Origin of the sequence: uncultured Cellulomonas sp. (assembly GCF_963527515.1) — a bacterium.
Lineage (GTDB): Bacteria > Actinomycetota > Actinomycetes > Actinomycetales > Cellulomonadaceae > Cellulomonas.
This window is the reverse complement of sequence record NZ_CAURTV010000005.1, coordinates 63,591-90,127: the sequence shown is the minus strand read 5'-3', so window position 1 is coordinate 90,127 and position 26,537 is coordinate 63,591. Positions and strand designations below refer to the sequence as shown.

The following is a 26,537-nucleotide window of genomic DNA, read 5'->3' as shown; positions in this document are numbered from 1 at the left end:
GGGTCACATGGGCACGATCACGACGTCCGACGGCACGGAGATCTTCTACAAGGACTGGGGATCGGGCCAACCCCTGGTCTTCAGCCACGGCTGGCCCCTGTCCGCCGACGACTGGGACACCCAGCTCCTGTTCTTCCTGCAGCACGGCTACCGCGTGATCGCCCACGACCGCCGCGGCCACGGGCGCTCCACGCAGACCGCCGACGGTCACGACATGGACCACTACGCCGACGACCTGGCGGCCCTGACCGAGCACCTGGACCTGCACGACGCCGTCCACATCGGCCACTCGACCGGCGGCGGCGAGGTCGTCCACTACATCGCGCGCCACGGCGAGAGCCGCGTCGCCAAGGCCGTGCTGATCAGCGCGGTGCCGCCGCTCATGCTCCAGACCGACGCCAACCCCGGCGGCCTGCCGAAGAGCGTGTTCGACGGGCTGCAGGAGCAGGTGGCCACCAACCGGTCGAACTTCTACCGCGAGCTGCCGTCCACCGCGTTCTACGGGTACAACCGGCCGGGCCGGGAGCCGTCGGAGGCGATCATCGAGAACTGGTGGCGCCAGGGGATGATGGGCGGCGCCAAGGCGCACTACGACGGCATCGTTGCGTTCTCCCAGACGGACTTCACCGAGGACCTGAGGGCGATCACCGTCCCGGTCCTGGTGATGCACGGGGACGACGACCAGGTGGTCCCGTACGCCGACTCGGCCCCCCTCTCCGCGGAGCTGCTGCAGAACGGCACCCTGAAGACGTACGCAGGCTTCCCGCACGGCATGCCCACCACCGAGGCGGCGACCATCAACGCCGACCTGCTCGAGTTCCTCCGGTCCTGACCGCGGACGCCTGGCAGCCGCCCCTCCGGGGCGGCTGCCAGGCTCGCGTCACCGGCGCCCGCGCATCGCGTCCAGGACGACCGTGAACACGTCGGTGTTGTCCTGCGCACGGGCCAGCCGGTCCGCCCGCGGACCCTCGGCGGTCAGCGGTGTGGACGCACCCGTGTGCCCACCGGTCGTCCAGTCGACCGTGAACTCCAGGTCGCTGTTCGCGATCGGGAACGGCCCGTCCTCGAGGCTCTGCACCACGCCCGGCACGGTGCTTGCGGTGTCGCCCGACTCGTCCGCCGCGTCGACGTTCTCGATGGCCAGCCCGCCGGTCTCGTGGTCACCGACCACGACGATCAGCGTGCCGGGGTGGCTCGCCGCGAACTCCTTGACCAGCGCGACCGTGGCGTCGAGCGCCCGGCCGGCCTCGAGGGTCAGCTCGGCGTTGTTGGCATGGGCCATCTCGTCGATGGCCTCCTCCTCGACCACGAGGAAGAATCCGTGGCGGTCGTGCCTGAGCACGTCGAGCGCCTTGGCCGTCATGTCCGTCAGGGGCACCACCGGCGCGTACTCGTCGCCCTGGCCCTCGGGGAACTGCTCGAACATCTCCTCGTTGGCGAACAGGCCGAGCAGCTTCTTCGAGGTGCTCGCCGCCAGCTCGTCGGGAGTGCTCACGTAGTCGTAGCCGGCTGCCTCCGCGCGGTCGACCAGGTTGCCGATCGTGCTCTTGCTCACCTCGGGCCGCGGGTCCGCGGGGTCGTCCGGGTAGGCGCCCGGGTCACCCTCCGGGTACCACCAGTCCTCCCCGCCGCCGAGGATCACGTCCGGCTGCGTGACCTCGATGAACTGCCGGGCGATCTCGGTCTGGGCCCCGCGGTCGGGCACGTGGGAGCCGAACGCCGCCGGCGTCGCGTCCGTGACCTGGGCGGTCGTCACCAGACCGGTCGCCTTGCGCAGGTCCTTCGCGTGCTCCAGGAGCGTCTTGACAGGGTTGCCGTCGACGTCGACCGACACCGCGCCGTTGTACGTCCTGACGCCCGCGGCGAACGCGGTCGCGCCCGCGGCCGAGTCGGTCACCGCGTCCTCCGGGTCGGCCGACTCCGTGTGCGTCCAGCCCGCGTACCGCAGGCTGTCCATGGCGAGCTGGCCGCCCTGACCGACGGTCGCCAGCCGCGTCGCGTCGCGTGCGGCCAGGCTCAGGCCGTCACCCACCATGAAGATCACGTTCTTCGCGACGGCGCGGTCGCCACCGCGCCAGCGCTCGACGTCGTCACCACCGCCTGCCACCCCGCTGGCCGCCAGCCCTGCGGCGACGACCACCACGCTGCCGACCCCTACCCATGTGCGTCGTGAGCTGAGCATCTTCTGCCGTCCCTCGGTCGAACCTCGTTGTTCACCTTGACGATGGCCGGGGCGTCCCCCGTGCGGACCATCGTTCGACCGTTCGGGTGACCCCGCATCTCGAGAGGAGGGACCGGCGTTCATCGACCCGGGACGCTCCGGAGCAGGACGGCACCGTGCGGCTCCAGCAGCAGGTGCAGCGCGGTGCTCCCCGGTGCGACACCCCGCGCCGCGTCGCTCTGCACGTCGACCCGGCTGGTGCGCACAGGATCGCCCGTCCACAGCTCGCGGACCTCGGCGTCCAGCGGGAGGTCAAGGTCGGCCGCGTCGAGCGCGACCGCCAGCGGCTCGGTGTCGAGGTTGAACGCCGCCGCGTACCGCTCTCCCGCCGGACCCTGCGCCGCCCAGAGCACCAGCGGTCCCTCCCGGAACACCTCACGGTTGCCGGTCGACGCCGCGTGCACGGCGAGCACGTCGGGGTGGGTGAGCAGGGCGATGGTGGCGGGGTCCGACGACGGCAGGTCGCCGCCGACCATGAGCGGGGACCGGGCGACCACCCAGAGCGTCAGGAGCGAGATCCGCTCGGCCGGGGTCAACCGGTCGTCGCGGGGCTCCCCGCGCTCGGCGCGCAGCCCGATCCGGCCGAGCGGGAGCATGTCGCCGTCGGGCCACCCCTGCTCCCCCGCGAACGGCGCCCAGCGCGCGAACCGGGCGAAGTTGGCCTCGACGTCCTCCCACCGGTCCCACAGGTCGTCACAGATGCGCCACATCGTGGCGTGCTCGCGCAGGTGGTCCAGGCGCGTCAGGGACAGGTCACGTCCGGGTGAGAGGCTCAGCTCGATAGCCCGGCCGCTCCGTTCGATCGCGCGCGCGTAGGCCTCGATGTCCGCGGCCTGGTACGGCCAGAGCATGTCGTCGGCCTTGACGAAGTCGACGCCCCACCCGGCGTACAGCTCCAGGGTCGAGTCGTAGTACGCCTGGGCCGCGGGGTGGATGTGGTCGAGCCCGAGCATGTCGGGGTTCCACTCGCACACGTTCGTCGCGTCGGCGACCTCCGACGCGGTCGCCCCGCGGCCGCCGAGGACCGGCGTGTCCCGCTCGACCGCCAGCCGAGGGATGCCGCGCATCGTGTGGATGCCGAACCGCAGACCCAGGGCGTGCACCCGCGCGGCGAGCGGCCCGAAGCCCGCGCCGCCGGCTGCGCTGGGGAACCGACCGGGATCGGGCTGCAGCCGGCCGTGCCCGTCCAGCTCCAGCGGGGCGCTCGGGTTGTAGCCGTGCGACCGCGCGGTCGGGTCGGACCAGTCGATGTCGACCACGACGGTGTCCCAGCCGGACGGGAGCAGGTGCTCGGCCAGGAACTCCGCGTTGGCCAGCACCTCCGCCTCGGTGACCGTGGTGCCGTAGCAGTCCCAGCTGTTCCAGCCCATGGGCGGTCGCGCGGAGCTCACTGCGCGACAGTATCCCGCGGCCCTCCTGCCGCCCGTCACGCGAACCGGACGGCGATCCCCGGGTAGTCGACCACCAGCCCGGCGTCGTCGTAGGCCAGCACGGCCGCGAACCCGCCCTCGGAGGTGTACCCGAAGCGGTGCCCGTCGAGCCGTCGGTACGTCTGGTCCAGGCGGCGCACCACGAGGTCCGACGCCTGCACGTAGACGGCCGCGGCGGTGACCACCTCGCCCACCGGCATCGCCAGCCGGTGGACGGGCAGCGTGTTGGTGCACGCGGACGCCTCGAGGTCGACGTCGACGAGCCCGTCGAGGTGCGGCGCGCGGACGCCGTCCACCGTCCAGCCGCCGTCCCCGTCCGAGCGCAGGACGGTGCTGCGCAGGCCGGCCACGGTGTCGGACGTGACCTGGACCGTGCGGGTGCGCCACCGGTCGTCGAGGGTGATCTCGTAGGACACCGCGTGGGGACGCCCGTCCTCGACCGCGGTCGTGTGCCCGCGCAGCCGGCCGGGTTCGAGGTAGGCCACCTCGAACCCGTCGACCGCGTCGACGAACCTCCATGCGGCGAAGGGCGGGAGCGGCTCGTGCGTCGCCATCGGACGACGATCTCACCGGTCGCCGACGAGCGGCAGGACCTCCTCGACCAGCAGTCGCTCGACGGCGTCGGCCTGCTCGAAGGCGACGGCGTGCGCGGCGCCGTCGAACGTGACGAGCTGCTTGGTCGGCGCCTCCAGCGCGGCGTACCACTGCAGGGCGAGCTCGCGGCGACCGTCCAGCTCCGCCGCGCCGTCCAGCACGAACACGGGGACCTCCAGACGCGGGACGTCCCGGCGCAGGTCGAGGCCCTGGATCTGCGGGTACATCACCGCGAACGTGTCCATGAGCCCGCGGAGCACGTCGACCTTGTCGACCCATGTGTACTCGACGCCCCGCACGCCGAACTGGTCCAGCCCTGAGGCGCGGCCTCGCTCGAGGTAGCCCGCGGACGGCGTGTACGGACCGTAGAGGTACTCGTACGCCAGCATGACGTCGGCGTTGGCCCAGGGGATGTCGGCGTAGGGCGGCGGGCCGATCCGCTCGGTCAGCGCAGCCACCGAGCCGTCGCCGGTCCGGTCCGCGTAGTCGACGAGGTCTCGGTAGATCCGCCGGTCGGTCTCCGTCACGTCGACCATCTGCCCGCTGCCGAGGTAGGCGTGGAAGAGGTCCGGGCGCTGCTGCACCGCCAGCACGCCGAGGATGGTGCCCCACGACTCGCCCATGAGGATGACCCGGTCCTCGCCGAACCGGGTCCGGAGGTAGTCGGTGAGCTCGATGACGTCGGTGACCGCGCGGTCGAGCGTGGCCTCCTCGGTCGGCAGGAGCGCGGCGTAGGAGGTCCCGTTGCCGCGCTGGTCGTACGTGGCGAAGACGACGTCGTCGACCCAGGGCTCCGACAGCACACGGCTCAGCGCGAGGTCCGACTGTCCCGGACCCCCCGAGAGGTAGAGCAGCACCGGGGCGTCCGGGTCGGCCGCCCGCACCATGACGGTGTGCGGGTCACCCCCGAGGGGCACCGTGTCGAGCGTGGCGACGCTTCCGGGGACCACGTCGCCGTCGGCGTCGCGCACCGGCGGGGTGGAGGCGGGCAGCGCGACCACCACCGCGAGGCCGAGGGTGAGCACGCCGGCGACAGCCGTGCCCGCACGACCTCGCACGCCGGCGCCCACCCGGGCTCCGAGGATCATCGGCAGGACCAGCAGCGCCGCGTGCACGCCGCGTCCGAGGACCAGGGCGAGCCACCCCCACATCGAGTCGATCCGTACGTCGTGCACGGTCGGCAGCAGCACGTCGCTGCGGGCGATCTCGATCGCACCCACGTGCACCACCGCGACCGCGATCACCACCCAGGCGGAGCGCGCCACCCGACCTCCGACCAGACCGAGCAACGCGCCGGTCGCCATCACCGCCAGGGCGCCGACCGTGGTCACCGGCCCCAGCGGGGCGATCTGACCGGTGACCAGACCCGACCCGGCTGCCAGCGCGAGGACCCCGGCCAGGGGGAGCCAGGGGCGCAGACGCGTCCGCAGACGCCGGTGCGGGGTGTGCCGCGTGGAGTCGTCCTCGACCCGGACGGGGTTGATGCTGCCCACCATGGCTGCCTCCGTGGGCCGGGCAGCGCGCCTGCGAGCCTGGTGACCTGGACGACGCCCTGGCCTGCCCACCTCCAGCCTGCTCACGGACGAGGATGGCACCAGGTCCCTTGGTCCCGGATCCTCTTCCACGGGCCGCCGGGTGGTCGCGCAGCGATCGGTAGAGTCGCCGGACGATGAGGACACGACCCAGCCCGACGCCGCGGTGGGCCGCGACATTCGTGGACGATCCCCTGGCCGGTCCGGTGGACGGTCCCGTTCCGTTGCTGACGGATCCGTACCAGCTGGCGTGCGGTTGGCTCCCGGAGTCGGGGCGACTCTCGCCGTTCGCCGTGCTCGACGACTCGACCGGTCCGTTCCTGCCCGTCCTGGCGCCCGGTGGCACCTCGATGGTGTTCGAGCGCGCACGCTACGACGGCGGCTCGGCGGACCTGCCGCTGATCCAGCGACGCTGGATCCTCGGCGTCTACCGGTACGACTGTGCGACAGGGCGGGAGGAACGGGCGAGCTTCGACGCGGTCCAGGGCAACGATGCGTCGGTGTACTACGCGCCCTCTCCGGACGGAGCATCCGTCGCGGTCGTGCAGAGCTGGTGGCCGACCTGGCGACCCGGGGTGCGGCCTGTCGTGAGCGAGTTCCGCGTCTCGCTGACGATCGCGGGCTTCTCGGTCGACCCCCCTCGCACGATGCTCGAGCTGCGCGGGGCTCTGCAGCCGATCGGTGAGAGCTCGGTGGTCCAGTGGTCACCGGACGGCACCACGGTGGCCTTGTCCATCTTGATCTTCACCGCCCGCGGCACCCTCGAGCGAGCGGCACTGGTCGTCGACGTGTCCACCGGTGCGCACACCCAGGTGCCCGCCGTGCTGCTCGGATCGGTGTCCTGGGATCCGGAGGGTCTCCAGCTGCTCGTCGTCGGCGACGACGACGTGCCGCGCATCCTCGACGTTCGCTCCGGGGCGTCGCGGCCGGTCCCGGCGCTGGGCTCTCGCGTCGCCGAGGTCAACTCCAGCGGCCGGCCCCGTGCACTCGGCTGGGCCGACGAGCACCGGCTCCTCGTCGCTGTCTGCCGGGGCGCCACCACCCGGGTGTGCCTCCTCGACCCGGACGAGGGCATCGTCGCCACCCGTGTGCGGTGGACCACGAGGCCGCTGGGCTCCGTGCGGCTCGCCCCGATGCCTCGAGGCTTCTGGACCTGAGGACGCCCGCCTCGTCCTCGGCCGGCGGCACGTCAGCGGATCTGCAGGACGCCGTCCGACGTGCCCCACGCCGCGTCAGCCGTGAGCACCACGTCGCCGCTGCGCGCACCGAGCGCGAGGCAGAAGCGGTCCGCGATCGACAGCCCCTCTCCCGACCGCCAGCGCTGCGCTGCCCACTCGGCGTCCTGCGCGGTCGCGTCCACGACCTTCAGGCCGTAGCTGCTGAGCACCGCGTGAGCGACACCCCAGTCGACGCCGTGCGCGCGCAGCTTCTGGATGACCTCCGACCAGTTGACGGCAGAGCACTGCGCGCCAGCCTCGAGCTGCGCCTCCACGACCGCGGAGCCGGCCTCCCCCTGCAGGAACGCGAGCAGGGCCGACGCGTCGAGGACGGCCGTCACCCGCGGTCCTCCCGTGCGGCGTCCTGCCTGCGGTCCAGCATCAGCTGCGTCACCAGGTCGACGCCCGCCAGCTGCCGTGCGATCGATGCGCGAGCCTGGTCACGCGTCATCAGGACGACGCCGCCGGGGGCCTCGACCAGGATCACGGCCGCGCCCTCCTCCAGGCCTAGGTGCATGCGCAGCTCGGCGGGCACCACCAGCCGGCCTCGATCTCCCATCACCGTGGAGTACGTCCCACTCATGGGACGAACGTACCACCGTGCCTCTGGCCGTGGGAATCCCGCCTAGAGCCGTGCCCGGCGCAGCAGCTCCTCCGCGTGCTTGAGCACCGGACCGTCGACCTGCTTCCCCTCCCACCGAAAGGCCCCACGCTCCCCCGCGGCCGCCGCCAGCAGAGCGCGCGCGCGCTCGACCTCCGCCTCCGACGGCCGGTACGCGTCGCGGACCACGGGCACCTGCGACGGGTGGATGCACGCGGTCGCGGCGAAGCCGAGGGCGGCGGCATCGACCGCCTCCGCCGCCAGCCCGTCGACGTCGGCGATGTCCAGGTGCACCGCGTCGATCGCGGCCTTCCCGAAGGCGCCTGCCGCCAGCAGCACCGCCGACCGCGCGTGCACGGCGACGTCCCGGTAGGCGCCGTTCGGCCCTCGGCTGGACGTGCCGCCCAGGGACGCGACCAGGTCCTCGGCCCCCCACATGAGCCCGACGACGTTCGGCTCGGCGGCGATCGACGCCACGTTCACCACCCCGGCCGCCGTCTCGATCAGGGCGATCACCTCGTAGCCCGCGAGCGCGCGGACGTCCTGCGGGGACGACGTCTTGGCCAGCATCACCGTGCGGTAGGCCGTCTGCGCCAGGGCGTGCAGGTCGTCGTCGAGGTCGGGTGCGGGGTTCACCCGGACGATGGTCCGGTCGGGGTCCAGCGCGCTGGCCGCCAGCATCGACCGGGCTGCCACCTTGGCGCGGGGAGCGACGGCGTCCTCCAGGTCGAGGACCACGGAGTCCGCCCGGGCCGCCGCCTTCTCGTACCGCTCGGGCCGGTCGGCCGGGCAGAACAGGAGCGCGGGGCCCCTCATGGCGTGCACCGGAACAGGACCGTGCGCGTGGCGACGGCGACGACGACGTCGTCCTGGTTGCGGCCCGTGTGCTCCAGCGTGACCACACCCTCTCCGGGGCGCGACGCCGAGAGTCGCTTGTCCGTGACCAGGGTCGACGAGTAGAGCGTGTCCCCGTGGAACAGCGGGTGCGGGAACCGGACGTCGGTGAACCCGAGGTTGGCCACGATGGTCCCCTGGGTCAGCTGCGCCACCGAGCTGCCCACGAGCACGGCCAGCGTCATCATCGAGTTCACCAGCCGCTGCCCGAACGGCTGCTCCGCGGACCAGGCCGCATCGAGGTGCAGCGCCTGCGGGTTCATGGTCAGCGTGGAGAACAGGACGTTGTCCGCCTCGGTCATCGTGCGTCCGGGCCGGTGCACGTACCGCACGTCCAGCTCGAGCTCCTCGTAGAACAGCCCGCGCTGCTCCACCTCCCGCGTCACCGCGGCGCCCCGGAGAAACCCAGCTCCCGCGCGATCACCATCAGCTGCACCTGCGTCGTCCCCTCCCCGATCTCCAGGATCTTCGAGTCGCGGTAGTGCCGGGCGACGGGGTTCTCGTTCATCACGCCGTACCCGCCGAAGATCTGCGTGGCGTCGCGCGCGTTGTCCATCGCCGCCTCGCTGCCGATGAGCTTGGCCAGGCTGGCCTCCAGCTTGAACGGCTGCCCGGCCACCAGCCGGTGGGCGGCGTCGAGCCAGGCGAGCCGTGCCGAGTGCACCCGGGCCTCCATGCGGGCGATGGTGAACGCGATGTGCTGGTTGTCGCCGATCGGGTGGCCGAACACGTTGCGGCTCTTGGCATACCGCATGGCCTCCTCCAGGCACCCCTGCGCCGCCCCGGTGCACAGGGCGGCGAACGCGACCCGGCCCTCGTCGAGCGTCTGGATGAACTGCGCGAACCCGCGCCCCCGCTCGCCCAGCAGGTTGGCCTCCGGCACGCGGACGTCCTCGAACCGCAGCGGGTGGGTGTCGGAGGTATGCCAGCCGACCTTGTCGTACGCGGGCAGCACGGTGAGGCCGGGGGTGTCGCTGGGCACCAGGATCGCGGTGAGCTCCTTCTTCACCGAGCCGTCCGCGCGCACGCTCTCGCCCGTCACCGAGGTGATCGTGACGAGCCGCGTGATCTTCGAGCCGGAGTTGGTGATGAACTGCTTGGTCCCGTCGATCACCCACTCGCCGTCCTCGACGCGCGCGGACGTCTTGGTGCCGGCGGCGTCGGAGCCGGCGTCGGCCTCCGTCAGCCCGAAGGCCGCGAGCGCCTCGCCCCGCGCGAGCGTCGGGATCCACTCCCGCTTCTGCGCCTCGGTCCCGCTGCGCCACACCGGCATCGCGCCCAGACCCACCCCGGCCTCGAGCGTCACCGCGATCGACTGGTCCACGCGCGCCAGCTGCTCGACCGCCAGGCACAGGTCCACGTAGTCGCGCCCCTGCCCGCCGTACTCGACGGGGAACGGCAGACCGAACAGCCCCATCTCCCCCATCTGGGCGAGGATCTGGTAGGGCAGCTCCCGCTTCGTGTCGTACTCGTAGGCGGCGGGCGCGACGACGGTGTCGGCGAAATCCCGCACCTCGTCGCGGAGCTTCTGCTGCTCGGGGGTGAGGTCGTAGGTCATGCCGGGATCCCTTCGTCGGGGTGGCCGGTGATGGTGGCCACCACGTGGTCGAGTGCCACCCGGTCGGTCGGTCGGACCGTGAGGGTGACGATGCCGTCGCTCGGCGCGACAACCCGGTGCTCCATCTTCATCGCCTCGATGGTGAGGAGGTTCTGCCGCGCGACCACCCGGTCGCCGGTGCGCACGTCGACCGAGACGACGATGCCGGGCATCGGCGACCGCACCTCCGGGTCGGCGGGCCCGGTGCCGCGGGTGAGCGCCGCGAGCTCGTCGGCGAGCCGTTCGACCCGGCTGCGGAAGCGCAGCTCCGAGGTGCCGGCCCAGGTGACCGGGCCGTCCGCGACGAGGCGCAGCGGGTGCACCACGCCCGCGACCTCGAGCTCCACCGCGTCGGGCCCGGTCCACTCCAGAGAGGCGTGGACGGGCTCGTCGTCGCCGACGGTCACGGTCGCGTCGCCCGGCGGACCGAGTACCGCCACCTCGACGTCGCCGACCTCGTAGCGCACCGGGCGCGCCTCTCCCAGCCGCCAGCCGTCCGACCCCCAGGGGCCGCTCGGTGCGGGGTGCCGGGCGAGGACCGCGGCGATGACCGGGGCGACGTCCGCCCGGGGCGTCAGGCGGCCGAGCAGACCGGTGTCCAGGCGGCCCGCGCGCACGTCGGGATCGGCCAGCACCTGCCGCAGGAACGTGAGGTTCGTGCGGACACCGAGGATCGTCGTGCCCGCCAGCGCACGGTCCAGCCGCACGACCGCCGTGGCGCGGTCCGGCCCCCAGGCGATCACCTTGGCGAGCATCGGGTCGTACGCGGACCCGATCTCCAGCCCGGCGTACAGGGAGCTGTCGACGCGGATCCCCTCGCCAGCCGGCTCGTCGAGCACCCGCACGGTCCCGGTGCTGGGCAGGAACTCGCGCACCGGGTCCTCGGCGTACACGCGCGCCTCGATGGCGTGACCGGTCAGGCGCACCTCGGCCTGCCGCACGGCCAACGGCTCCCCCGCGGCGACCCGCAGCTGCCACTCCACCAGGTCCAGCCCGGTGACCAGCTCGGTCACGGGGTGCTCCACCTGCAGCCGGGTGTTCATCTCCATGAAGAAGAACTCCGTCGGCGCCTCGTCGGACACCAGGAACTCCACCGTCCCGGCCCCGACGTAGCCCACGCTGCGGGCGACCTCGCAGGCGGCGGCACCGATCCTCTCCCGGGTCGCGGCGTCCAGGAGCGGCGACGGCGCCTCCTCGACCACCTTCTGGTGCCGACGCTGCAGGGAGCACTCGCGCTCGCCCAGGTGGACGACGTTCCCCGCGGTGTCGGCGAGCAGCTGCACCTCGATGTGCCGCGGGACCCGGACGAGGCGCTCGAGCAGCAGCGTGTCGTCCCCGAAGGCCGCCGCGGCCACCCGGCGGGCGCCGACGAGGGCATCGGCCAGGTCCTGCGGACGCTCGACGACCGTCATCCCCTTGCCGCCCCCGCCCGCGGACGGCTTCACCAGCAGCGGGTAGCCGACGCGCTCGGCGTCGTCCGCGCTGGTCGACGACGAGCCGGGGATGACCGGCACGCCGGCCGCCGAGACGTGCTCCTTCGCGCGGATCTTGTCGCCCATGAGCTCCAGGGCCTTGACCCCGGGGCCGACGAACACCACGCCGGCCGCCTCGCACGCCCGCGCCAGGTCTGCGTTCTCCGAGAGGAACCCGTAGCCGGGGTGGAGGGCCTCGGACCCCGTGGCCCTCGCCGCCGCGACCATCGCCTCGACCGACAGGTAGGACTCGAGGCGGACGGCCAGATCGGCTCGCTGCACGTGCAGCGCGGAGCGGTCGGCGTCGGTGAACACCGCGACCGAGCGGATCCCGAGGCGCTGCAGCGTGCCGATGATCCGGCAGGCGATCTCCCCCCGGTTGGCCACCAGCACGGTCCCGAACACGGCGCTCACATCCGGAAGAGCCCGAAGCGGGGCTCGCCGAGGGGGACGCCTGCGCACACGTCGAGGGCCATGCCGAGGATCCGGCGCGTGTCCGCGGGGTCGATGATCCCGTCGTCCCACAGCCGCGCGGTCGAGTAGTACGGGCTGCCCTGCGTCTCGTACTGCGCGCGCAGCGGGGCCTTGAACGCCTCCTCGTCCGCGGTGGACCACTCGTCGCCCAGCTGCTCGCGACGCACGGTGGCCAGCACGGACGACGCCTGCGCGCCGCCCATCACCGAGATCCGGCTCGCGGGCCACATCCACAGGAACCGCGGGCCGTACGCCCGCCCGCACATGGAGTAGTTGCCGGCCCCGAACGAGCCGCCGATCACCACGGTCAGCTTGGGCACGCGGGTGGTCGCCACCGCGGTCACCATCTTGGCGCCGTGCTTCGCGATGCCCCCGGCCTCGTAGTCCCTGCCGACCATGAACCCCGAGATGTTCTGCAGGAACACCAGGGGGATCCCGCGCTGGTCGCACAGCTCGACGAAGTGCGCGCCCTTGACCGCCGACTCGCTGAACAGCACCCCGTTGTTGGCGACGATCCCCACCGGGTGCCCGTGCAGCCGCGCGAACCCGGTGACCAGCGTGGTGCCGTACTCCCGCTTGAACTCGTGCAGCTCGCTGCCGTCGACCAGGCGCGCGATCACCTCGTGCACGTCGTACGCGGTCTGCAGGTCGGTGGGGACGACGCCGTACAGCTGGCCCTCGTCGACCTTCGGCGGTCGGCTCTCGTGCACCTCCCACGCGGTCTGCCGCGGCACGGGCAGGGTCGCGACGATGTCCCGCACGATCTGCAGCGCGTGCGCGTCGTTCTCCGCCAGGTGGTCGGTGACCCCGGAGGTCCGCGAGTGGAGCTCCCCGCCGCCGAGGTCCTCCGCGCTGACCACCTCACCGGTGGCCGCCCTCACCAGCGGCGGGCCGCCCAGGAAGATCGTCCCCTGCCCGCGCACGATCACGGTCTCGTCGCTCATGGCCGGCACGTAGGCGCCCCCCGCGGTGCACGAGCCCATCACGCAGGCGACCTGCGGGATGCCCGCGGCGGACATCCGCGCCTGGTTGAAGAAGATCCGACCGAAGTGGTCGCGGTCCGGGAAGACCTCGTCCTGCATCGGCAGGAAGGCGCCGCCGGAGTCGACCAGGTAGAGGCAGGGCAGCCGGTTCTCCCGCGCGATCTCCTGCGCGCGCAGGTGCTTCTTCACCGTGAGCGGGTAGTAGGTGCCGCCCTTCACGGTCGCGTCGTTGGACAGGACCATGACGTGCCGGCCGTGCACCAGGCCGATCCCCGCGATCACCCCGGCGCCCGGGGCGTCCCCGTCGTAGAGCTCGTGGGCGGCCAGGGGTGCGACCTCGAGGAACGGGCTGCCGTCGTCGAGCAGCACGTCGATCCGCTCCCGGGGCAGCAGCTTCCCGCGCGCGACGTGCCGCTCCCTCGACCGCTCCGGTCCGCCGAGCGCCGCAGTCCGCAGGGCGTCCCGCAGGTCGCCGACGAGGGCGCGCTGAGCCGCGTCGTTCGCCGCGAACGAGTCCGCGGCGGGGTCGGCCGCCGTGCTGAGCATCTCCATCGACGCTGTCTCCGCGGGGGTGGTGGGAGAACACTTGAGTTAGTGATCGCTAACTGAAATGAGGCTAGTCTGCGATCACGCCGTTGTCCACGACAGGAGTGCGCGCCGATGCCCGACGCCCCGACCACCGCCCGCGTCCGCGCGAAGGCGGAGCGCCGCGACGCGCTGCTGTCCGAGGCGGCGCGGCTCTTCGCCGGCCACGGGTTCGACGGGGTGTCCATCGAGGACCTGGGCTCCTCGGTCGGCGTCAGCGGACCGGCGGTCTACCGGCACTTCCCCAGCAAGCAGGCCGTGCTGGCCGCGCTGCTGGTCGGGGTCAGCGAGGGGCTGCTCGACGGCGGTCGGGCAGTCGTGGAGACCTCCGCCGACGCCGCGACCGCGCTGCGGCGCCTGATCCGGTTCCACGTCGACTTCGCCCTGCGGGACCCGGACGTCATCCGCGTGCAGGACCGCAGCCTGGCGGCCCTCGCGCCGCAGGACCGCGAGGCGGTCCGTGACCTGCAGCGCCGCTACGTCGAGCTGTGGGTCGATGTGCTCGCCCGCCTCAGCCCGGCCACCGACCGCGCGGAGCTGCGCCTGCGCGCCCAGGCGACGTTCGGCCTGCTCAACTCGACCCCGCACAGCGCCCGCTCGGTCACCCCCACCCGGACCCGCGCCCTGCTGGAGGAGATGGCCCTGGCGGCGCTGACCGGACCCGCTACTCGAGCGCCGACCCGCTGAGCCAGCCCGGCGCGTCGTGGTGGGTCGGCGTGCGGATACCCAGGTCCGCGAGCGCATCCTCCAGGCGCTCCAGCTGCTCGGCGCCGATGCGCTCCGCCCACCGGCCGCGGAGCTCGTCGAACACCTGCAACCCCGTGCGCAGCAGCGCGTGACCGCGGTCGGTCACGGAGTAGACCCGGCGGCGACCGTCGCGCGCGTCGGTCCCGGTGGCGACGTAGCCCTCGGACTCCAGGACGGCGACCGTCTTCGACACGGCCTGCTTCGAGATGCCGAGCTCCCGCGCCAGCTCCGCCGTCGTGTCGGCGCCGGCGACGATCGAGCGAAGGGTGAAGTCGTGGATCGGCCGGATCCTCGGGTACCCGCGCTCGGCCAGCTCGGCGCTACCGGCGTCGGCGAGCGACCGGAACCCCTCGAGGAGCAGCAGGGCGAGGTCGGCACCGGAGCGGGACATCACCCCAGGATAGGACAACCTGGTTGACTAATCGACAACCAGGTTTCTACAGTTGTCGCAACCAGGTTGTCTGAAATCAGAGGAGCGACCCCCATGACCGCCATCGCCACCATCCCCGAGGTGACCCACCACCGCGCCACCCTCGACGGCGTCGAGCTCCACTACGTCACCGCCGGCGACGCGGGCACGCCGCTCCTGCTCGTGCACGGCTTTCCCGAGTCGTGGTGGGCGTTCCACAAGCTCATCCCCCTGCTCGCCGCGGAGCACCGCGTCGTCGCCGTCGACCTGCCCGGGTTCGGCGACTCCGGCACGGGTCCCGGCGAGTACACCAGCACGTCGTTCGCCGAGACCCTGCGCCGGCTGCTCGCCCACCTCGGCCTCGGGCCCGTCCACCTGACCGGCCAGGACATCAGCGGGACCACCACCTTCCGCCTCGCCGCCGAGCACCCCGAGGTGCTGCGCAGCTACACCGCGATCGAGACCGCCCTGCCGGGCTTCGGGCTGGAGGCGCTCGCCGACGTGGCGCACGGCGGCGCGTGGCACGTCGGGTTCCTCGGGGCACCCGGCATCCCCGAGATGCTGCTCGCCGGGCGCGAGCGCGAGTTCCTCACCGGCTTCGCGTTCCCCGCCATGAACGGCACCCCGGGGGCGATCGACGACCGGGACGTGGACGAGCTCACCCGCGTCTACGCCCGGCCCGACGGACTGCGTGGCACGACGGGCATCTACGGCTCGATGCTCGCGGAGGGCGACGAGATCCGTCGGCTCGCAGGCGAGCACCACCTGACGGTGCCGGTGCTCGCCGTCGACGGGGGCAGCGGGCCCGTCACCAGCGCGACGATGCGGCAGGTCGCCGCGGACGTCACCACGGCGACCGTGACCGGCGTCGGCCACCTCGTCGCCCTGGAAGCCCCGGACGCCCTGGCCGAGGCGCTCCTGTCCTTCTACCGCCGCCTCGACGCCTGACCGCCGGGCGCGGCCGAGCTCGTCACTCCGCGTCGAGCTCGTCAGCTGCAACAGACGAGCTCGGCGCGAAGTGACGAGCTGACCGCTCGCTACACCAGCGCCAGCACCGAGGCAGGGCGTGCCAGGACCGCGCCCACGTCCGCCAGGAACCTCGCGGCCTCTGCGCCGTCCACCAGCCGGTGGTCGAACGACAGGCACAGGGTCATGACGCTGCGCAGCGCCAGCTGGTCCTGGTGCTCCCACGGCCGGCGCCGGATCGCGCCCGTCGCCAGGATCGCCGCCTGCCCCGGCACCAGGATCGGCGTGCCGGTGTCGACGCCGAACACCCCGATGTTGGTGATCGTGATCGTCCCGCCGGCCAGGTCGGCGGGGGTCGTCGTGCCGGCTCGGGCGGCCTCGGTCAGGGCACCGATCGCGTCGGCCAGCTCGGGCAGCCGCAGCCGGTCGGCGTCCTTGATGCTCGGCACCAGCAGACCGCGCGGGGTCGCCGCGGCGATGCCCAGGTTGACGTAGCCGTACTGGACGATCTCCGCGGCCGCCTCGTCCCAGTGGGCGTTGAGCGACGGGTTGCGACCGAGCGCCAGGGTCACCGCCTTGGCCACCAGCGTGAGGATGGTGAGGCGGTGGCCCTCGAACGCGCGGTCCTGCTGCAGGTCGACCAGCAGGTCCAGGGTCGGGGTGACGTCGACGGTCAGCGAGGTCGACGCGTGCGGGGCGGTGAACGCGCTGGCCACCATGGCCGCCGCGGTCTGCTTGCGCACGCCGGCGATCGGGGTCCTCGTCTCGCGCGACGGCTCGTGCTCCTGGGGCGCCGCGGGCGTCACGCGACCGGGCCGGTGGGCCGCGGACAGCGCGGAGGGTCGCCGCGCGTCCGGCCTGACCTCGGCGGCCGAGACCGCCCGCAGGACGTCCTCGCGCGTGATCATGCCGTCGGCGCCGGAGCCCTCCATCTTGTTGAGGTCCACCCCGAGGTCGTGCGCCAGCTTGCGCACCGGCGGGAGCACCTTCGGCCCGATGCGACGGCCCGCGAGCGCGAGCCCCGCCTCGTCGGCGGCGGCGTGCGCTGCTACCCAGCCGGCCGACCTCGCGCGCCGCTTCGGCCGGTCCGACGAGCCCACCAGCGGGCCGTACCCGACGAGCACCGCGGTCCGCTCGGGCGCGGCGGGTTGCGCCCCGGTCGGTGTCGCGGCGTCGGCCGCGGCAGTGCTCGGTGCCTCCGTCGTCGGCCCCGGCGAGGCATCTGCGTCGGCCGTCGCCGGCTGCTCCACCGCGATCGTCAGCAGCGCCGCCCCCACGGGCACGGTCGCCCCGGGCTCGACCAGCAGCTCCGCCACCACGCCCGCGTACGGCGACGGGAGCTGGACCAGCGCCTTGGCGGTCTCCACCTCGGCCACCACCTGGTTGAGCTCCACGGTGTCACCCACCGCGACGGTCCACTCCACCAGGTCCGACTCGGTGAGCCCCTCCCCCAGGTCCGGGAGCGTCACGGTCTGGATCGTGGTCATGACGCCCTCCATCCGGTCAGGGAGTGCGCTCTGCCCAGCACGCGGTCGACGGCGTCGAGCATCCGGTCCAGGTCCGGCAGGAAGTGCTCCTCGACCTTCGCGGCCGGGTACGGGGTGTCGAAGCCGGTCACCCGCACGGGTGCGGCCTTGAGGGCGTCGAAGCAGCGGTCGGTGATGCTCGCGACGATCTCGGCACCGAGACCACCGCTGCCCTGGGCCTCGTGGCTGACCACGAGCCGGCCGGTCCTGCGCACCGACGCCTCGAGCGTGTCGAGGTCGAGCGGCGACAGGGACCGCAGGTCGACCACCTCGATCGAGAGCCCCTCGTCGTGGGCGGCGAGCGCGGCGTCCCGGGCGGTCATGACCAGCGGGCCGTAGGTGGCCAGCGTGACGTCAGCGCCCTCGACGACGACGCGGGCGCGGTCGAACGGCGGGGCGTCGGCCATCGACTCCTCGACCTCGCCCTTGACCCAGTACCGGCGCTTCGGCTCGAAGAACACGACCGGGTCGTCGCACGCGACCGCCTGGCGGAGCATCGTGTGGGCGTCCTGCGGGCTGGCGCAGGTGACCACGCGCAGGCCCGGGGTGTGCGTGAAGTAGGCCTCGGGCGACTCGGAGTGGTGCTCGACCGCACCGATGCCACCGCCGTACGGGATCCGCACGGTGATGGGCATGCGGACCGCTCCCGCGGTCCGGTAGTGGATGCGGGCCACCTGGGTGACCAGCTGGTCGACGGCGGGGTACACGAACCCGTCGAACTGGATCTCCACCACCGGCCGGTACCCCCGGTAGGCGAGCCCGACGGCGACGCCCATGATCCCGGCCTCGGCCAGCGGGGTGTCCATGACACGGTCGGCGCCGAAGTCGCGCTGCAGCCCGTCGGTCACGCGGAACACGCCGCCGAGCGTGCCGATGTCCTCGCCGAGCAGCACCACCGTCGGGTCGTCGTCGAGCGCGTGCCGCAGTCCGCTGTTCAGCGCGGCGGCGAGGGTCATCGTCGACATCACGCCTCCCCGTCGTACATGGCGAGGTAGGCCGCGTGCTGGCTGCGCTGGCGTGCGAGCTCGGGCGTGGGGTCGACGTAGACGTGGTCGAACACGCTCAACGGCTCGGGGACGTCCAGGCCGTAGCAGCCGCTGCGCATCGCCGCGGCGAACGCCTCGGCCTTCTCCTTGATCTCGGCGGTGCGCTCCTCGGACAGCGCGTCGCGCGCGTGCAGCAGCCGCTCGAGCCGGGCGATCGGGTCCTTGGCCGCCCAGCGCGCCCTGTCGTCGGGGTCCACGTACCGGGTGGGGTCGTCGGACGTGGTGTGCGGGCCCATCCGGTAGGTCACAGCCTCGAGGAACGTCGGCCCCCCGTCGCGGCGCGCCCGGTCCAGGGCGACGCGCGTCGCGGCGAGGACGGCGAGCACGTCGTTGCCGTCGACCCGGATCGCCGGGATGCCGTAGCCCGCCGCCCGGTCGGCGATCGGGCGCTGCGCCTGCAGGCCGACCGGCTCGGAGATGGCCCACTGGTTGTTCTGGCAGAGGAACACCACGGGGGCGTGGAACGACGCGGCGAACACCATCGCCTCGTGCAGGTCCCCCTTGCTGGTGGCGCCGTCCCCGAAGTACGCGACGACGGCCGAGTCCACGCCGTCCTTGACGCACCCGAGCGCGTACCCGGTGGCGTGCAGGGTCTGCGAGCCGATCATCACCTGCGGCGTGGCCATGCCGATCGACCGCGGGTCCCAGCCGGCCAGGGCGGTGCCCCGCCAGACGCGCACGAGGTCCGTCGGCTGGGCGCCCCGGCAGTACGCGACGCCGTTCTCGCGGTAGCTGGTGAACACGAAGTCGTCGGTGCGCAGGGCGCGGGCGGAGCCGATCTGCGCGGCCTCCTGGCCGAGCAGCGGCGGCCACAGCCCCAGCTGCCCCTGCCGCTGCAGAGCCACGGCCTCGGTGTCGAACCGGCGCACGACGACCATGTCCTCGTACAGGGCGACCAGCTGCTCGTCGTCGACGTCGGCGATCCACGGGTCATAGACCGGGTCTGCGCGACGGACGCCCTCGGGCGTGACGAGCTGGAGAGCCTCGGCCTGCTGATGGGTGGGCAGGGCACGGCTGGGGGACACATCTGCACGCAACATGTTTCGCTCCGTCTGGTGGCGGAGCCGTCGCTCTTGTGAAGCTAGGCCCCATTGCCTGATGTCCCGCCAGGGTAGGTCCGCAAGGGACGTTGTGCCCAGGGCTGGCGCGAGTGTCGAGGAGTCGGCGCACAATGACCTCGTCGACAGGAGGCAACGATGGACAAGGTCGTCCAGTCCGCCGTCGAGGCGGTAGCCGACATCCCCGACGGGGCGACCCTCGCGGTCGGTGGGTTCGGCTTGTGCGGTATCCCGAGCGTGCTGATCCACGCTCTGCTCGACTCCGGCGTCCAGGACCTGGAGGTGGTCAGCAACAACTGCGGCGTCGACGACTGGGGCCTCGGCCTGCTGCTCCAGGCCGGTCGAATCCGGCGGATCGTCGCCTCGTACGTGGGCGAGAACAAGGAGTTCGCGCGGCAGTACCTGGCCGGCGAGCTCGAGGTGGAGCTCACCCCGCAGGGCACCCTGGCGGAGCGTCTTCGTGCTGGTGGGAGCGGGATCGCCGCGTTCTACACGCGGACCGGGGTGGGCACGCTGGTGGCCTCCGGAGGGCTGCCGTGGCGGTACTCCCCCGACGGTTCGGTGCTCGTCGAGTCACCGCCGAAGCCCGTCGAGACGTTCACGGTCCGCGGGGTCGAGCACGAGTTCGTGCGCGAGGAGGCGATCACCGCGGACTTCGCCCTCGTGCGCGCCCTGCGCGGCGACCGGCACGGGAACCTGGTCTTCCACGCGTCGGCCCGGAACTTCAACCCGCTGTGTGCCGCCGCCGGCGCGGTGACGATCGCGGAGGTCGAGGAGCTCGTCCCGGTCGGCTCCCTGGACCCGGACGCGATCCACCTGCCGGGCATCTTCGTCGACCGCGTGGTGCCGCTGTCACCCGCCGAGGCCGCCGACAAGCGGATCGAGCGGAGGACGGTCTCATGAGCCTCACGCGCGAGCAGATGGCCGCACGGGCGGCCCTGGAGCTGACCGACGGGTCGTACGTGAACCTCGGGATCGGGCTGCCGACGCTGGTGCCGGGGTTCGTCCCACCCGGCGTCGAGGTGGTCCTGCAGTCGGAGAACGGGGTGCTCGGCGTGGGCCCGTACCCGTCCGACGACGCCGTCGACCCCGACCTCATCAACGCCGGCAAGGAGACGATCACGATCGCCCCGGGGGCGTCGTACTTCGACTCGGCCACGAGCTTCGCGATGATCCGCGGCGGGAAGGTCGACGTCGCCATCCTCGGCGCGATGCAGGTCTCGGTGAACGGGGACATCGCCAACTGGATGATCCCCGCGAAGATGGTCAAGGGCATGGGCGGCGCGATGGACCTGGTGCACGGGGCGCGCCGGATCGTGGTGCTGATGGAGCACGTGGCACGGGACGGGACGGCGAAGATCCTCCCGGAGTGCACGCTGCCGCTGACCGGGGTCGGCGTGGTGGACCGGATCATCACCGACCTGGCGGTCATCGATGTGACACCGGAGGGCCTGGTGCTGCGCGAGTGCGCGCCGGGCGTCTCCGTCGACGAGGTCCTCGCGGCGACGCCGCAGGTCACGCTGGAGGTGGTGCTCTCATGACCGAGCGTGAGGTCGTGATCGTGTCGTTCGCGCGGACGCCGATGGCCCGGCTGAACGGCGCTCTGTCGTCCCTGTCCGCCGCGTCCCTGGGTGCGGTGGCCATCGGGGGCGCGCTGTCGCGGGCCGGGCTTGACCCGTCGTCCGTGGACGCGGTCCTCATGGGCCAGGTCGTCCAGGCCGGCGCCGGCCAGAACCCCGCCCGGCAGGCCGCCGTCAAGGCAGGCATCCCGTGGACCGTGCCCGCGACCACGATCAACAAGGTCTGCCTCAGCGGGCTGACCGCGATCATCGACGCCGCCCGGATGATCCGGCTGGGCGAGGCCGACGTGGTGGTGGCCGGCGGTCAGGAGTCGATGAGCCAGGCGCCGCACCTGCTGCCCGGCTCACGCCGCGGGTGGACGTACGGGGACATCCAGGCCGTGGACTCCCTCGCGTTCGACGGGCTGACCGACGCGTTCGACCGGGAGTCCATGGGGGCCTCGACCGAGCGCGGGAACAAGGCCCTGTCCATCCCGCGCGAGGCGCAGGACGCGGTCGCGGTCGAGAGCCACCGGCGGGCGTACGAGGCGGCGTCGACCGGCGTGTTCGCCGAAGAGATCGTGCCGGTCGAGGTCCCCCAGCGGCGTGGCGACCCCGTGGTCGTCTCGACCGACGAGGGCATCCGGCCGGACACGTCGCTGGAGTCTCTGGGTGCCCTGCGCCCGGCCTTCTCGGCGGACGGGACCATCACGGCGGGCAACGCGTCACCGCTGACCGACGGGGCAGCAGCCGTGGTTGTCGCGGCGCGGGAGGTGGCCGACTCGTGGCTGGCCCGCGTGGGGGCGTCGGGCCAGGTGGCCGGGCCGGACAGCTCCCTGCACTCGCAGCCGTCGGCGGCGATCGTCGCGGCACTCGCACGCGGCGGCTGGGACCTGTCCACCGTCGACTTCCTCGAGATCAACGAGGCCTTCGGGTCGGTCGTGGTGCAGTCGCTCGGCGACCTGGCCTACCCGCTGGAGCAGACGAACCTCCACGGCGGGGCGATCGCGCTGGGGCACCCGATCGGGGCGTCCGGGGCGCGGTTGGCCGGTCATGCGGCGGCCGAGCTGGCGCGTCGCGGGTCCGGCCGGGCCGCCGTCGCCCTGTGCGGCGGTGGTGGGCAGGGCGAGGCCCTGCTGCTCTGGCGGGACCCCGCCTGACGACCTATCCGCGCAGGTACGGCTCGAGCAGCGCCTCCGTGGCGGCGTAGGCGCGCTCGAGGTCCCCGCTCTGCTCGACCCGACGCGAGGCGGCGTGCACCAGCGCGTTGACCAGCTCGCTCGTGGTCTCCGGGTCGGGGACGCCGAGCTCGGTGAGGGCGTCCACGAGGGGCACCAGCAGCCGGTCGTGGAACTCGCGCGACCTGCGCGCCAGGTCCTCGGACGGGGCGACCATCGCGAGCGTGCGCGCGAGCGCGTGCTCGCCGTCCGCCACCAGCTCGAGGTTGGCCCGGACGAACGCGAGGATGCGGCCGCGCGGGTCGGCCGCCGCGTCGATCGCGGTGTCCAGGCGCTCCTGCCAGCGCGGGAACGCTTCCCGGACGACGGCGGACAGGAGGTCCTCGCGCGACGTGTAGTACTGGTAGACGCTGGACCGGGACAGGCCGGTCAGCTCGCCGACCTCCGCGAGCGTGGGGATGCGGTCGGGCTCCGCCCTCAGCAGGGTGTGGGCGGCGGAGATCAGCGCGCGCTCGCGCTCGGCGCGGTGCTCGGCGACGGTGGGGGCGTCGATCCGGGGCATGGAGTCCTTCCTCGGTCACGGGCGACGACACCTGCCGCGACCCGTGGTCACCCTATTTCGACACCCCCGCAGCTACGCACGGCTCAGAGCGCGCGGAGCGTCCCGTCCACCATCTCCAGCACGCGGTCGCAGTGCTCGAGCACGTCGTGGTCGTGCGTGACCATCACGGTGGCGACGGAGAACTCGTGCGTCTGACGAGCCAGCAGCTCGACGATCTCGTGGCTGCGCCGCCGGTCGAGCGCCGCGGTGGGCTCGTCCACCAGCAGCACCGACGGCGACGCCACGAGGGCCCGCGCGAGGCCGACGCGCTGGCGCTCTCCGCCGGACAGCCGCCCCGGGCGCCGGTGGGCGTGCCCGGCCATGCCGACCGCGTCGAGCAGGGCCTCCGGGGGCGTGGCGGCCCGCCGGCCCGTGATCTTCTCGACGAGGCGCAGCTGGTCGATCGCGGTGAGCGCGGGGACGAGGTTGCCCGACTGGAACACGAAGCCGACATGGTCGCGGCGGAACGTCGCCAGAGCGCGCGACGAGAGCCCGGTCAGCTCGATCCCGTCGACGACGACCGATCCGGTGGTGGGCTGCGCGAGTCCGCCCGCCACGGCGAGCAGGCTCGACTTCCCGGCGCCGGAGGGGCCCACGATCGCGACGAGCTCGCCCGGCGCGACGGCCAGGTCGACGCCGTCCAGGGCGGCGACCTGCTCGTCGCCGTCGCCGAAGGTCAGGGTGACGCCGGTCAGGCTCAGGCCCGTGCCGACCCGGGTGGTGGTGGTCGTGGTCATCGGTTCTCTCCCAGCGCGGTCACGGGGTCGACGGAGGCGATACGGGCGGTGGCGACGGCGGCACCGATCAGGCCGAGCCCGAGCAGCAGCCCTGCTCCGCCGAGGATCGGGCCGAGCTCCAGGGCGAACGGCATGCCGGTGCCGTCGAGCAGCGCCCCGAAGCCGAGACCGATGCCCACGCCCGCGGTCACGGAGCCCACGAGCATGATCGCGGCCTGCAGGACACCGTCGGTGAGCAGGAACCGCGTCGAGGCGCCGATGGCCCGCATCACGGCGAGCTCACGGGTGCGCTGCACGGTCCACAGGGTGAAGAACGCACCGACGACCAGTGCCGCGATGGCGTACAGGAACACCTGGATGAGCTGCATGGTCATCAGCTCGGCGGTGTAGCCGGGCGAGGAGTCGAACGCCTCCTCGATCGAGCGCGCCGACGTCCCCGCGACGGAGGTCTCCGCCGGTGCGCCGTCGACGCCGCGCAGCGCGACGACGCTCGCGACGTCGTAGGCCTCGGGCTCGGGCACCTCGCCCGGCATGACCCCGGCGTGCACCTCCTGCCAGGTGCGCAGCGACAGGAACGCGATGTCGACGTGCCCGAACGTCCGCTGGTCCACGGTGAAGCCGACGACCTCGAGCGCGGTGCCCAGGCGGTCGAGCGTGATGACGTCACCCAGCTCGACGCCCTCGTCCTGCGCCGAGACGCTCACGACGATCTCCCCGTCCCCGGCGATCTCGCGGCCCTGCCCCGCGACCGGGGCGACGAACCCGCCCGGCTCGACGCCGAACAGGGTGAGGTCGATCGCGCTGCCGTCCTCGTTCTTGGCGTTGACGATCGACGTGCCGAGCAGCTCCGCGTCCGCGACCTCGTCCTGGGCCGCCCACGCGTCGCGCTGCGCGGTCGTCACCTCGGAGCGGGTGAACGCGGAGTCGGTCTTGACGCCGTCGGCGAATGCCACGGACTCCAGGGGGCTGCGCAGGAGGCCGGAGACGCCGTCGACGACGAGACCGGACGACAGGCCGGACAGCATGACCATCAGCACCGAGATGAGCGCGACGACGGCGGCCATCAGGCCGAACCGGACGCGCGCGAACGCGAGCTCACGTAGGGCAAGAAACACGACAGACCTTTCGGACAGGTGCCCGGTCCTTATCGACACGGTGTCGGTATCTTACCAACACTGCGTCGGGAAGTTGCCGGTCCAGGCTCAGACCCGTCCCGCACGCCGGCGTTCCGTCAGTCGCCGCGACTTCGCCTGGTTGCCGCAGTCCGTCATGCTGCACCACCGGCGGCTGCCGTTCTTCGAGGTGTCGACGAACAGGTACTGGCAGCCGTCCTGCGACGCGCACGCCTTGACCCGGCCGAGCGAGGGACTGGTCGCGAGCTCGATCGCCGACTGCGCGATCCGCCAGCGCGGAAGGCGCAGGTCGAGCTCCCACGCCCACCCCAGCCCCCCGTCACCCGGCTCGAGCCGGGCGTGCCGCAGCGCGTCGGTGTACGCCCGCTGGACTGCCGTCGCGTCGGGTGCGCCACCCACCGCTCGCCCGTGGAAGAGGTCAAAGACGGCCTCGCGAAGAGCACGGGCGCGCGCGAGCTCGTCGGCGGCCGCCTCGGGCTCGGCGCCCGCGACGGCAAGGAGTGCCGCCGACTCCACCGAGGACAGACCGCCCGCACGCTCGAGCCAGTCGACCAGGTCGGCGTAGGTGCCGAGGTAGTCGACCGGGACCTCGAGCACCCGCCCGTCGACCGAGTTCGCGACGTCCAGGCACACGGCCCCGCCGACCAGCTCGGGCAGCTTCTCCACGTCCTCCACCTCCGCTTCCGTCATATCTTGTTTTGATGGTAGCGCAGACGTAGGCTACCGGTATAACACCGTTCACCGGTAGCGGAGGTCATCATGATCGAAGGACTGGCGTTCATCGGAGCACGGGCCACCTGGAACCTGCAGCACTCGGCGATGCCCGATGCCCCGGAGCTGCTCGAGCCGCCCCGCCGGGTGCGTCGGCCGGTGGTGCGACTGCAGGTCGCGGCCGTCATGAGGCGCGCCGCCGAGGTGCTCGATCCCGCTCACGGACGCGCGGCTGTCAGCTGAGCCCGGCGGGTGCGATCCGCGCGCACTCCGGAGGCAGGTGTACCCCGTTTCCGGCTGCCTCGAGGAGCTAGTCCTGGCCGAGCAGGCGGGATCGCAAGGCCGAGGCCTCCTCGTCAGAGATCAGGCCGGCCTCCTTCATCTGGGCGACGCGCTCCAGCTCGGCGTGCAGCGTGCCCATCGTGCTCGGCGACTGCGGTGCTGCGACGTCCGCCTTCTCGGGCGACCCCGCACTGGCCAGCCCGGCGGCGATCGCATTGATCCGGTGGGCGACGGGTCTGGCCTTGTCCGCCTTCGCCGGGTCGAGCGCGACCGTCTCGGTCCACTCGGGGTGCACGAGGATGAAGCTGGCGCTGCGCTTGTCGCTCGTGGTGGTCTTCTGCATCGCCAGGCCGGGCAGGAGAGCGGATCCGGGCAGGGGCGACAGGAGAGCCATGCGCGTCATGGTCGGGCGGCTGCGCTCGAACACCTGGCCGTCGATCTCCACCATCGCCTGGACGTGCTGGTCGAGGACGTGCACCTTCTTGCCGATCCGGACCCGGTCGGTGAAGACGTACAGCTTGTCGGGCATGGGCCACCGGGAGACCACGCCGACGAGGTCGGAGCCGATGCGGATCTCCTGAGCGCGCTCGAGCGCGGCCACCTCGGCATCGATCCACGCGGATCCCGCGGCCGCGCACGAGGCCCGCGCTGCTCGCCACGTTGTACGCGTTCCAGATCGCGTTCTCCTCGGCGAGGATGTCCGTGCGCGCGCTGCGTCGAGCGCGATCGAGGTAGTCGATCACGTCTGCCTGGAGCTCGGCGGACCTCGGCGGGAACTCCGCGCCGTCGCGGCCCGGGACGGTGACCGGCGTCGCAGCAGCACGAGCCTGCTTCTCCGCAACCTTGTCGGCGCGCTTCGCGTCCTTCGCCACGATCGACGCCTGCTTCTCCGCATCGTCGTCGGCACGCCTCGCGTCCTTAGCCGCCATCGTCGCGGCTGCGGCCTCCGTCGCCGCTCCCGCGGCCGCGTCGAGCCGGTCCTGC

At 72.8% G+C, this 26,537-nt stretch carries 28 protein-coding genes; 8 read left to right on the top strand and 20 right to left on the bottom strand.

Features of this window, described 5'->3' with window-relative positions; genetic code table 11:
* Positions 1-7 precede the first annotated feature (7 nt).
* The gene (locus tag RYN42_RS02990; RefSeq protein ID WP_315093583.1) at positions 8-832 is read left to right on the top strand and encodes an alpha/beta hydrolase; all 825 of its coding nucleotides are present in this window, start codon (positions 8-10) and stop codon (positions 830-832) included.
* Between the two features lie 48 nt (positions 833-880).
* On the opposite strand, the gene RYN42_RS02985 is transcribed toward RYN42_RS02990, so the two are convergent.
* From RYN42_RS02985 to RYN42_RS02970, 4 genes are all read right to left on the bottom strand, one after another.
* The gene (locus RYN42_RS02985; protein ID WP_315093581.1) at positions 881-2,143 is read right to left on the bottom strand and encodes an alkaline phosphatase; all 1,263 of its coding nucleotides are present in this window, start codon (positions 2,141-2,143) and stop codon (positions 881-883) included.
* 158 nt (positions 2,144-2,301) lie between these two features.
* A complete protein-coding gene (locus RYN42_RS02980; protein WP_315093605.1) occupies positions 2,302-3,591 on the bottom strand; it encodes a glycoside hydrolase family 27 protein in 1,290 nt (429 codons plus the stop codon).
* A 56-nt stretch (positions 3,592-3,647) separates the two neighbouring features.
* A complete protein-coding gene (locus RYN42_RS02975; RefSeq protein WP_315093579.1) occupies positions 3,648-4,205 on the bottom strand; it encodes a putative glycolipid-binding domain-containing protein in 558 nt (185 codons plus the stop codon).
* A gap of 12 nt (positions 4,206-4,217) precedes the next feature.
* Positions 4,218-5,741 carry an alpha/beta hydrolase gene (locus RYN42_RS02970; protein WP_315093577.1) on the bottom strand — a complete coding sequence of 508 codons (1,524 nt, stop codon included), beginning with the start codon at positions 5,739-5,741 and terminating at the stop codon, positions 4,218-4,220.
* A 173-nt stretch (positions 5,742-5,914) separates the two neighbouring features.
* On the opposite strand from RYN42_RS02970, the gene RYN42_RS02965 reads away from it, so the two are divergent.
* Positions 5,915-6,934 (top strand): hypothetical protein, encoded by a 1,020-nt coding sequence (locus tag RYN42_RS02965; RefSeq protein WP_315093576.1) that lies wholly within the window; start codon positions 5,915-5,917, stop codon positions 6,932-6,934.
* 32 nt (positions 6,935-6,966) lie between these two features.
* On the opposite strand, the gene RYN42_RS02960 is transcribed toward RYN42_RS02965, so the two are convergent.
* Genes RYN42_RS02960 through RYN42_RS02930 form a run of 7 tightly spaced genes read right to left on the bottom strand, consistent with a single transcriptional unit; the run spans position 6,967 to position 13,567 of the window.
* Positions 6,967-7,335, bottom strand: coding sequence for a type II toxin-antitoxin system VapC family toxin (locus tag RYN42_RS02960; protein WP_315093575.1), 369 nt, complete (start codon positions 7,333-7,335; stop codon positions 6,967-6,969).
* On the bottom strand, positions 7,332-7,577 hold the full coding sequence (locus RYN42_RS02955; protein WP_315093574.1) for an AbrB/MazE/SpoVT family DNA-binding domain-containing protein: 246 nt from the start codon (positions 7,575-7,577) through the stop codon (positions 7,332-7,334). Before RYN42_RS02955 ends, RYN42_RS02960 begins: the two co-directional genes overlap by 4 nt.
* A gap of 42 nt (positions 7,578-7,619) precedes the next feature.
* Positions 7,620-8,411 carry a CoA ester lyase gene (locus tag RYN42_RS02950; protein WP_315093573.1) on the bottom strand — a complete coding sequence of 264 codons (792 nt, stop codon included), beginning with the start codon at positions 8,409-8,411 and terminating at the stop codon, positions 7,620-7,622.
* Positions 8,408-8,875, bottom strand: coding sequence for a MaoC family dehydratase (locus RYN42_RS02945; protein ID WP_315093572.1), 468 nt, complete (start codon positions 8,873-8,875; stop codon positions 8,408-8,410). The genes RYN42_RS02950 and RYN42_RS02945 overlap by 4 nt, the downstream gene beginning before the upstream one ends.
* Positions 8,872-10,047 carry an acyl-CoA dehydrogenase family protein gene (locus RYN42_RS02940; RefSeq protein WP_315093570.1) on the bottom strand — a complete coding sequence of 392 codons (1,176 nt, stop codon included), beginning with the start codon at positions 10,045-10,047 and terminating at the stop codon, positions 8,872-8,874. The genes RYN42_RS02945 and RYN42_RS02940 overlap by 4 nt, the downstream gene beginning before the upstream one ends.
* A complete protein-coding gene (locus RYN42_RS02935) occupies positions 10,044-11,972 on the bottom strand; it encodes a biotin carboxylase N-terminal domain-containing protein (protein ID WP_399552380.1) in 1,929 nt (642 codons plus the stop codon). The genes RYN42_RS02940 and RYN42_RS02935 overlap by 4 nt, the downstream gene beginning before the upstream one ends.
* The gene (locus tag RYN42_RS02930; RefSeq protein ID WP_315093569.1) at positions 11,969-13,567 is read right to left on the bottom strand and encodes a carboxyl transferase domain-containing protein; all 1,599 of its coding nucleotides are present in this window, start codon (positions 13,565-13,567) and stop codon (positions 11,969-11,971) included. Before RYN42_RS02930 ends, RYN42_RS02935 begins: the two co-directional genes overlap by 4 nt.
* A gap of 108 nt (positions 13,568-13,675) precedes the next feature.
* On the opposite strand from RYN42_RS02930, the gene RYN42_RS02925 reads away from it, so the two are divergent.
* Positions 13,676-14,287 carry a TetR/AcrR family transcriptional regulator gene (locus tag RYN42_RS02925; RefSeq protein WP_315093568.1) on the top strand — a complete coding sequence of 204 codons (612 nt, stop codon included), beginning with the start codon at positions 13,676-13,678 and terminating at the stop codon, positions 14,285-14,287.
* Here RYN42_RS02925 and RYN42_RS02920 read toward each other — a convergent pair.
* Positions 14,265-14,738, bottom strand: a complete 474-nt coding sequence (locus RYN42_RS02920) for a MarR family winged helix-turn-helix transcriptional regulator (RefSeq protein WP_315093566.1) — start codon at positions 14,736-14,738, stop codon at positions 14,265-14,267. The two genes, RYN42_RS02925 and RYN42_RS02920, sit on opposite strands and share 23 nt — an antisense overlap.
* A 93-nt stretch (positions 14,739-14,831) precedes the next feature.
* Here RYN42_RS02920 and RYN42_RS02915 point away from each other — a divergent pair, with 93 nt between their 5' ends.
* Positions 14,832-15,704, top strand: a complete 873-nt coding sequence (locus RYN42_RS02915) for an alpha/beta hydrolase (protein WP_315093565.1) — start codon at positions 14,832-14,834, stop codon at positions 15,702-15,704.
* A gap of 89 nt (positions 15,705-15,793) precedes the next feature.
* Here RYN42_RS02915 and RYN42_RS02910 read toward each other — a convergent pair whose 3' ends face one another.
* Genes RYN42_RS02910 through pdhA form a run of 3 tightly spaced genes read right to left on the bottom strand, consistent with a single transcriptional unit; the run spans position 15,794 to position 19,334 of the window.
* Entirely contained in the window at positions 15,794-17,209 is a 1,416-nt protein-coding gene (locus tag RYN42_RS02910; RefSeq protein WP_315093563.1) for a dihydrolipoamide acetyltransferase family protein, read from the bottom strand.
* Entirely contained in the window at positions 17,206-18,213 is a 1,008-nt protein-coding gene (locus tag RYN42_RS02905; RefSeq protein WP_315093561.1) for an alpha-ketoacid dehydrogenase subunit beta, read from the bottom strand. Before RYN42_RS02905 ends, RYN42_RS02910 begins: the two co-directional genes overlap by 4 nt.
* A complete protein-coding gene (gene pdhA, locus RYN42_RS02900) occupies positions 18,213-19,334 on the bottom strand; it encodes a pyruvate dehydrogenase (acetyl-transferring) E1 component subunit alpha (RefSeq protein ID WP_315093560.1) in 1,122 nt (373 codons plus the stop codon). Before pdhA ends, RYN42_RS02905 begins: the two co-directional genes overlap by 1 nt.
* A gap of 156 nt (positions 19,335-19,490) precedes the next feature.
* Here pdhA and RYN42_RS02895 point away from each other — a divergent pair, with 156 nt between their 5' ends.
* Genes RYN42_RS02895 through RYN42_RS02885 form a run of 3 tightly spaced genes read left to right on the top strand, consistent with a single transcriptional unit; the run spans position 19,491 to position 22,071 of the window.
* Positions 19,491-20,255 (top strand): CoA transferase subunit A, encoded by a 765-nt coding sequence (locus tag RYN42_RS02895; RefSeq protein WP_315093559.1) that lies wholly within the window; start codon positions 19,491-19,493, stop codon positions 20,253-20,255.
* On the top strand, positions 20,252-20,893 hold the full coding sequence (locus tag RYN42_RS02890) for a CoA transferase subunit B (protein ID WP_315093558.1): 642 nt from the start codon (positions 20,252-20,254) through the stop codon (positions 20,891-20,893). The genes RYN42_RS02895 and RYN42_RS02890 overlap by 4 nt, the downstream gene beginning before the upstream one ends.
* Entirely contained in the window at positions 20,890-22,071 is a 1,182-nt protein-coding gene (locus tag RYN42_RS02885) for an acetyl-CoA C-acetyltransferase (RefSeq protein WP_315093556.1), read from the top strand. Before RYN42_RS02890 ends, RYN42_RS02885 begins: the two co-directional genes overlap by 4 nt.
* A gap of 4 nt (positions 22,072-22,075) precedes the next feature.
* Here RYN42_RS02885 and RYN42_RS02880 read toward each other — a convergent pair whose 3' ends face one another.
* The 4 genes from RYN42_RS02880 to RYN42_RS02865 form a co-directional block, all read right to left on the bottom strand.
* Positions 22,076-22,651 (bottom strand): TetR/AcrR family transcriptional regulator, encoded by a 576-nt coding sequence (locus RYN42_RS02880; protein ID WP_315093555.1) that lies wholly within the window; start codon positions 22,649-22,651, stop codon positions 22,076-22,078.
* Positions 22,652-22,734: 83 nt separating this feature from the next.
* Positions 22,735-23,427 carry an ABC transporter ATP-binding protein gene (locus RYN42_RS02875; protein WP_315093554.1) on the bottom strand — a complete coding sequence of 231 codons (693 nt, stop codon included), beginning with the start codon at positions 23,425-23,427 and terminating at the stop codon, positions 22,735-22,737.
* Entirely contained in the window at positions 23,424-24,542 is a 1,119-nt protein-coding gene (locus RYN42_RS02870; RefSeq protein ID WP_315093553.1) for an ABC transporter permease, read from the bottom strand. Before RYN42_RS02870 ends, RYN42_RS02875 begins: the two co-directional genes overlap by 4 nt.
* An 87-nt stretch (positions 24,543-24,629) precedes the next feature.
* Positions 24,630-25,250 (bottom strand): ABATE domain-containing protein, encoded by a 621-nt coding sequence (locus tag RYN42_RS02865; protein ID WP_315093551.1) that lies wholly within the window; start codon positions 25,248-25,250, stop codon positions 24,630-24,632.
* Between the two features lie 69 nt (positions 25,251-25,319).
* Here RYN42_RS02865 and RYN42_RS02860 point away from each other — a divergent pair, with 69 nt between their 5' ends.
* On the top strand, positions 25,320-25,514 hold the full coding sequence (locus tag RYN42_RS02860; protein WP_315093549.1) for a hypothetical protein: 195 nt from the start codon (positions 25,320-25,322) through the stop codon (positions 25,512-25,514).
* Positions 25,515-25,581: 67 nt separating this feature from the next.
* Here the strand turns inward: RYN42_RS02860 and RYN42_RS02855 are convergent, their stop codons facing one another.
* Entirely contained in the window at positions 25,582-26,154 is a 573-nt protein-coding gene (locus RYN42_RS02855) for a hypothetical protein (RefSeq protein WP_315093547.1), read from the bottom strand.
* Between the last annotated feature and the right edge of the window lie 383 nt (positions 26,155-26,537).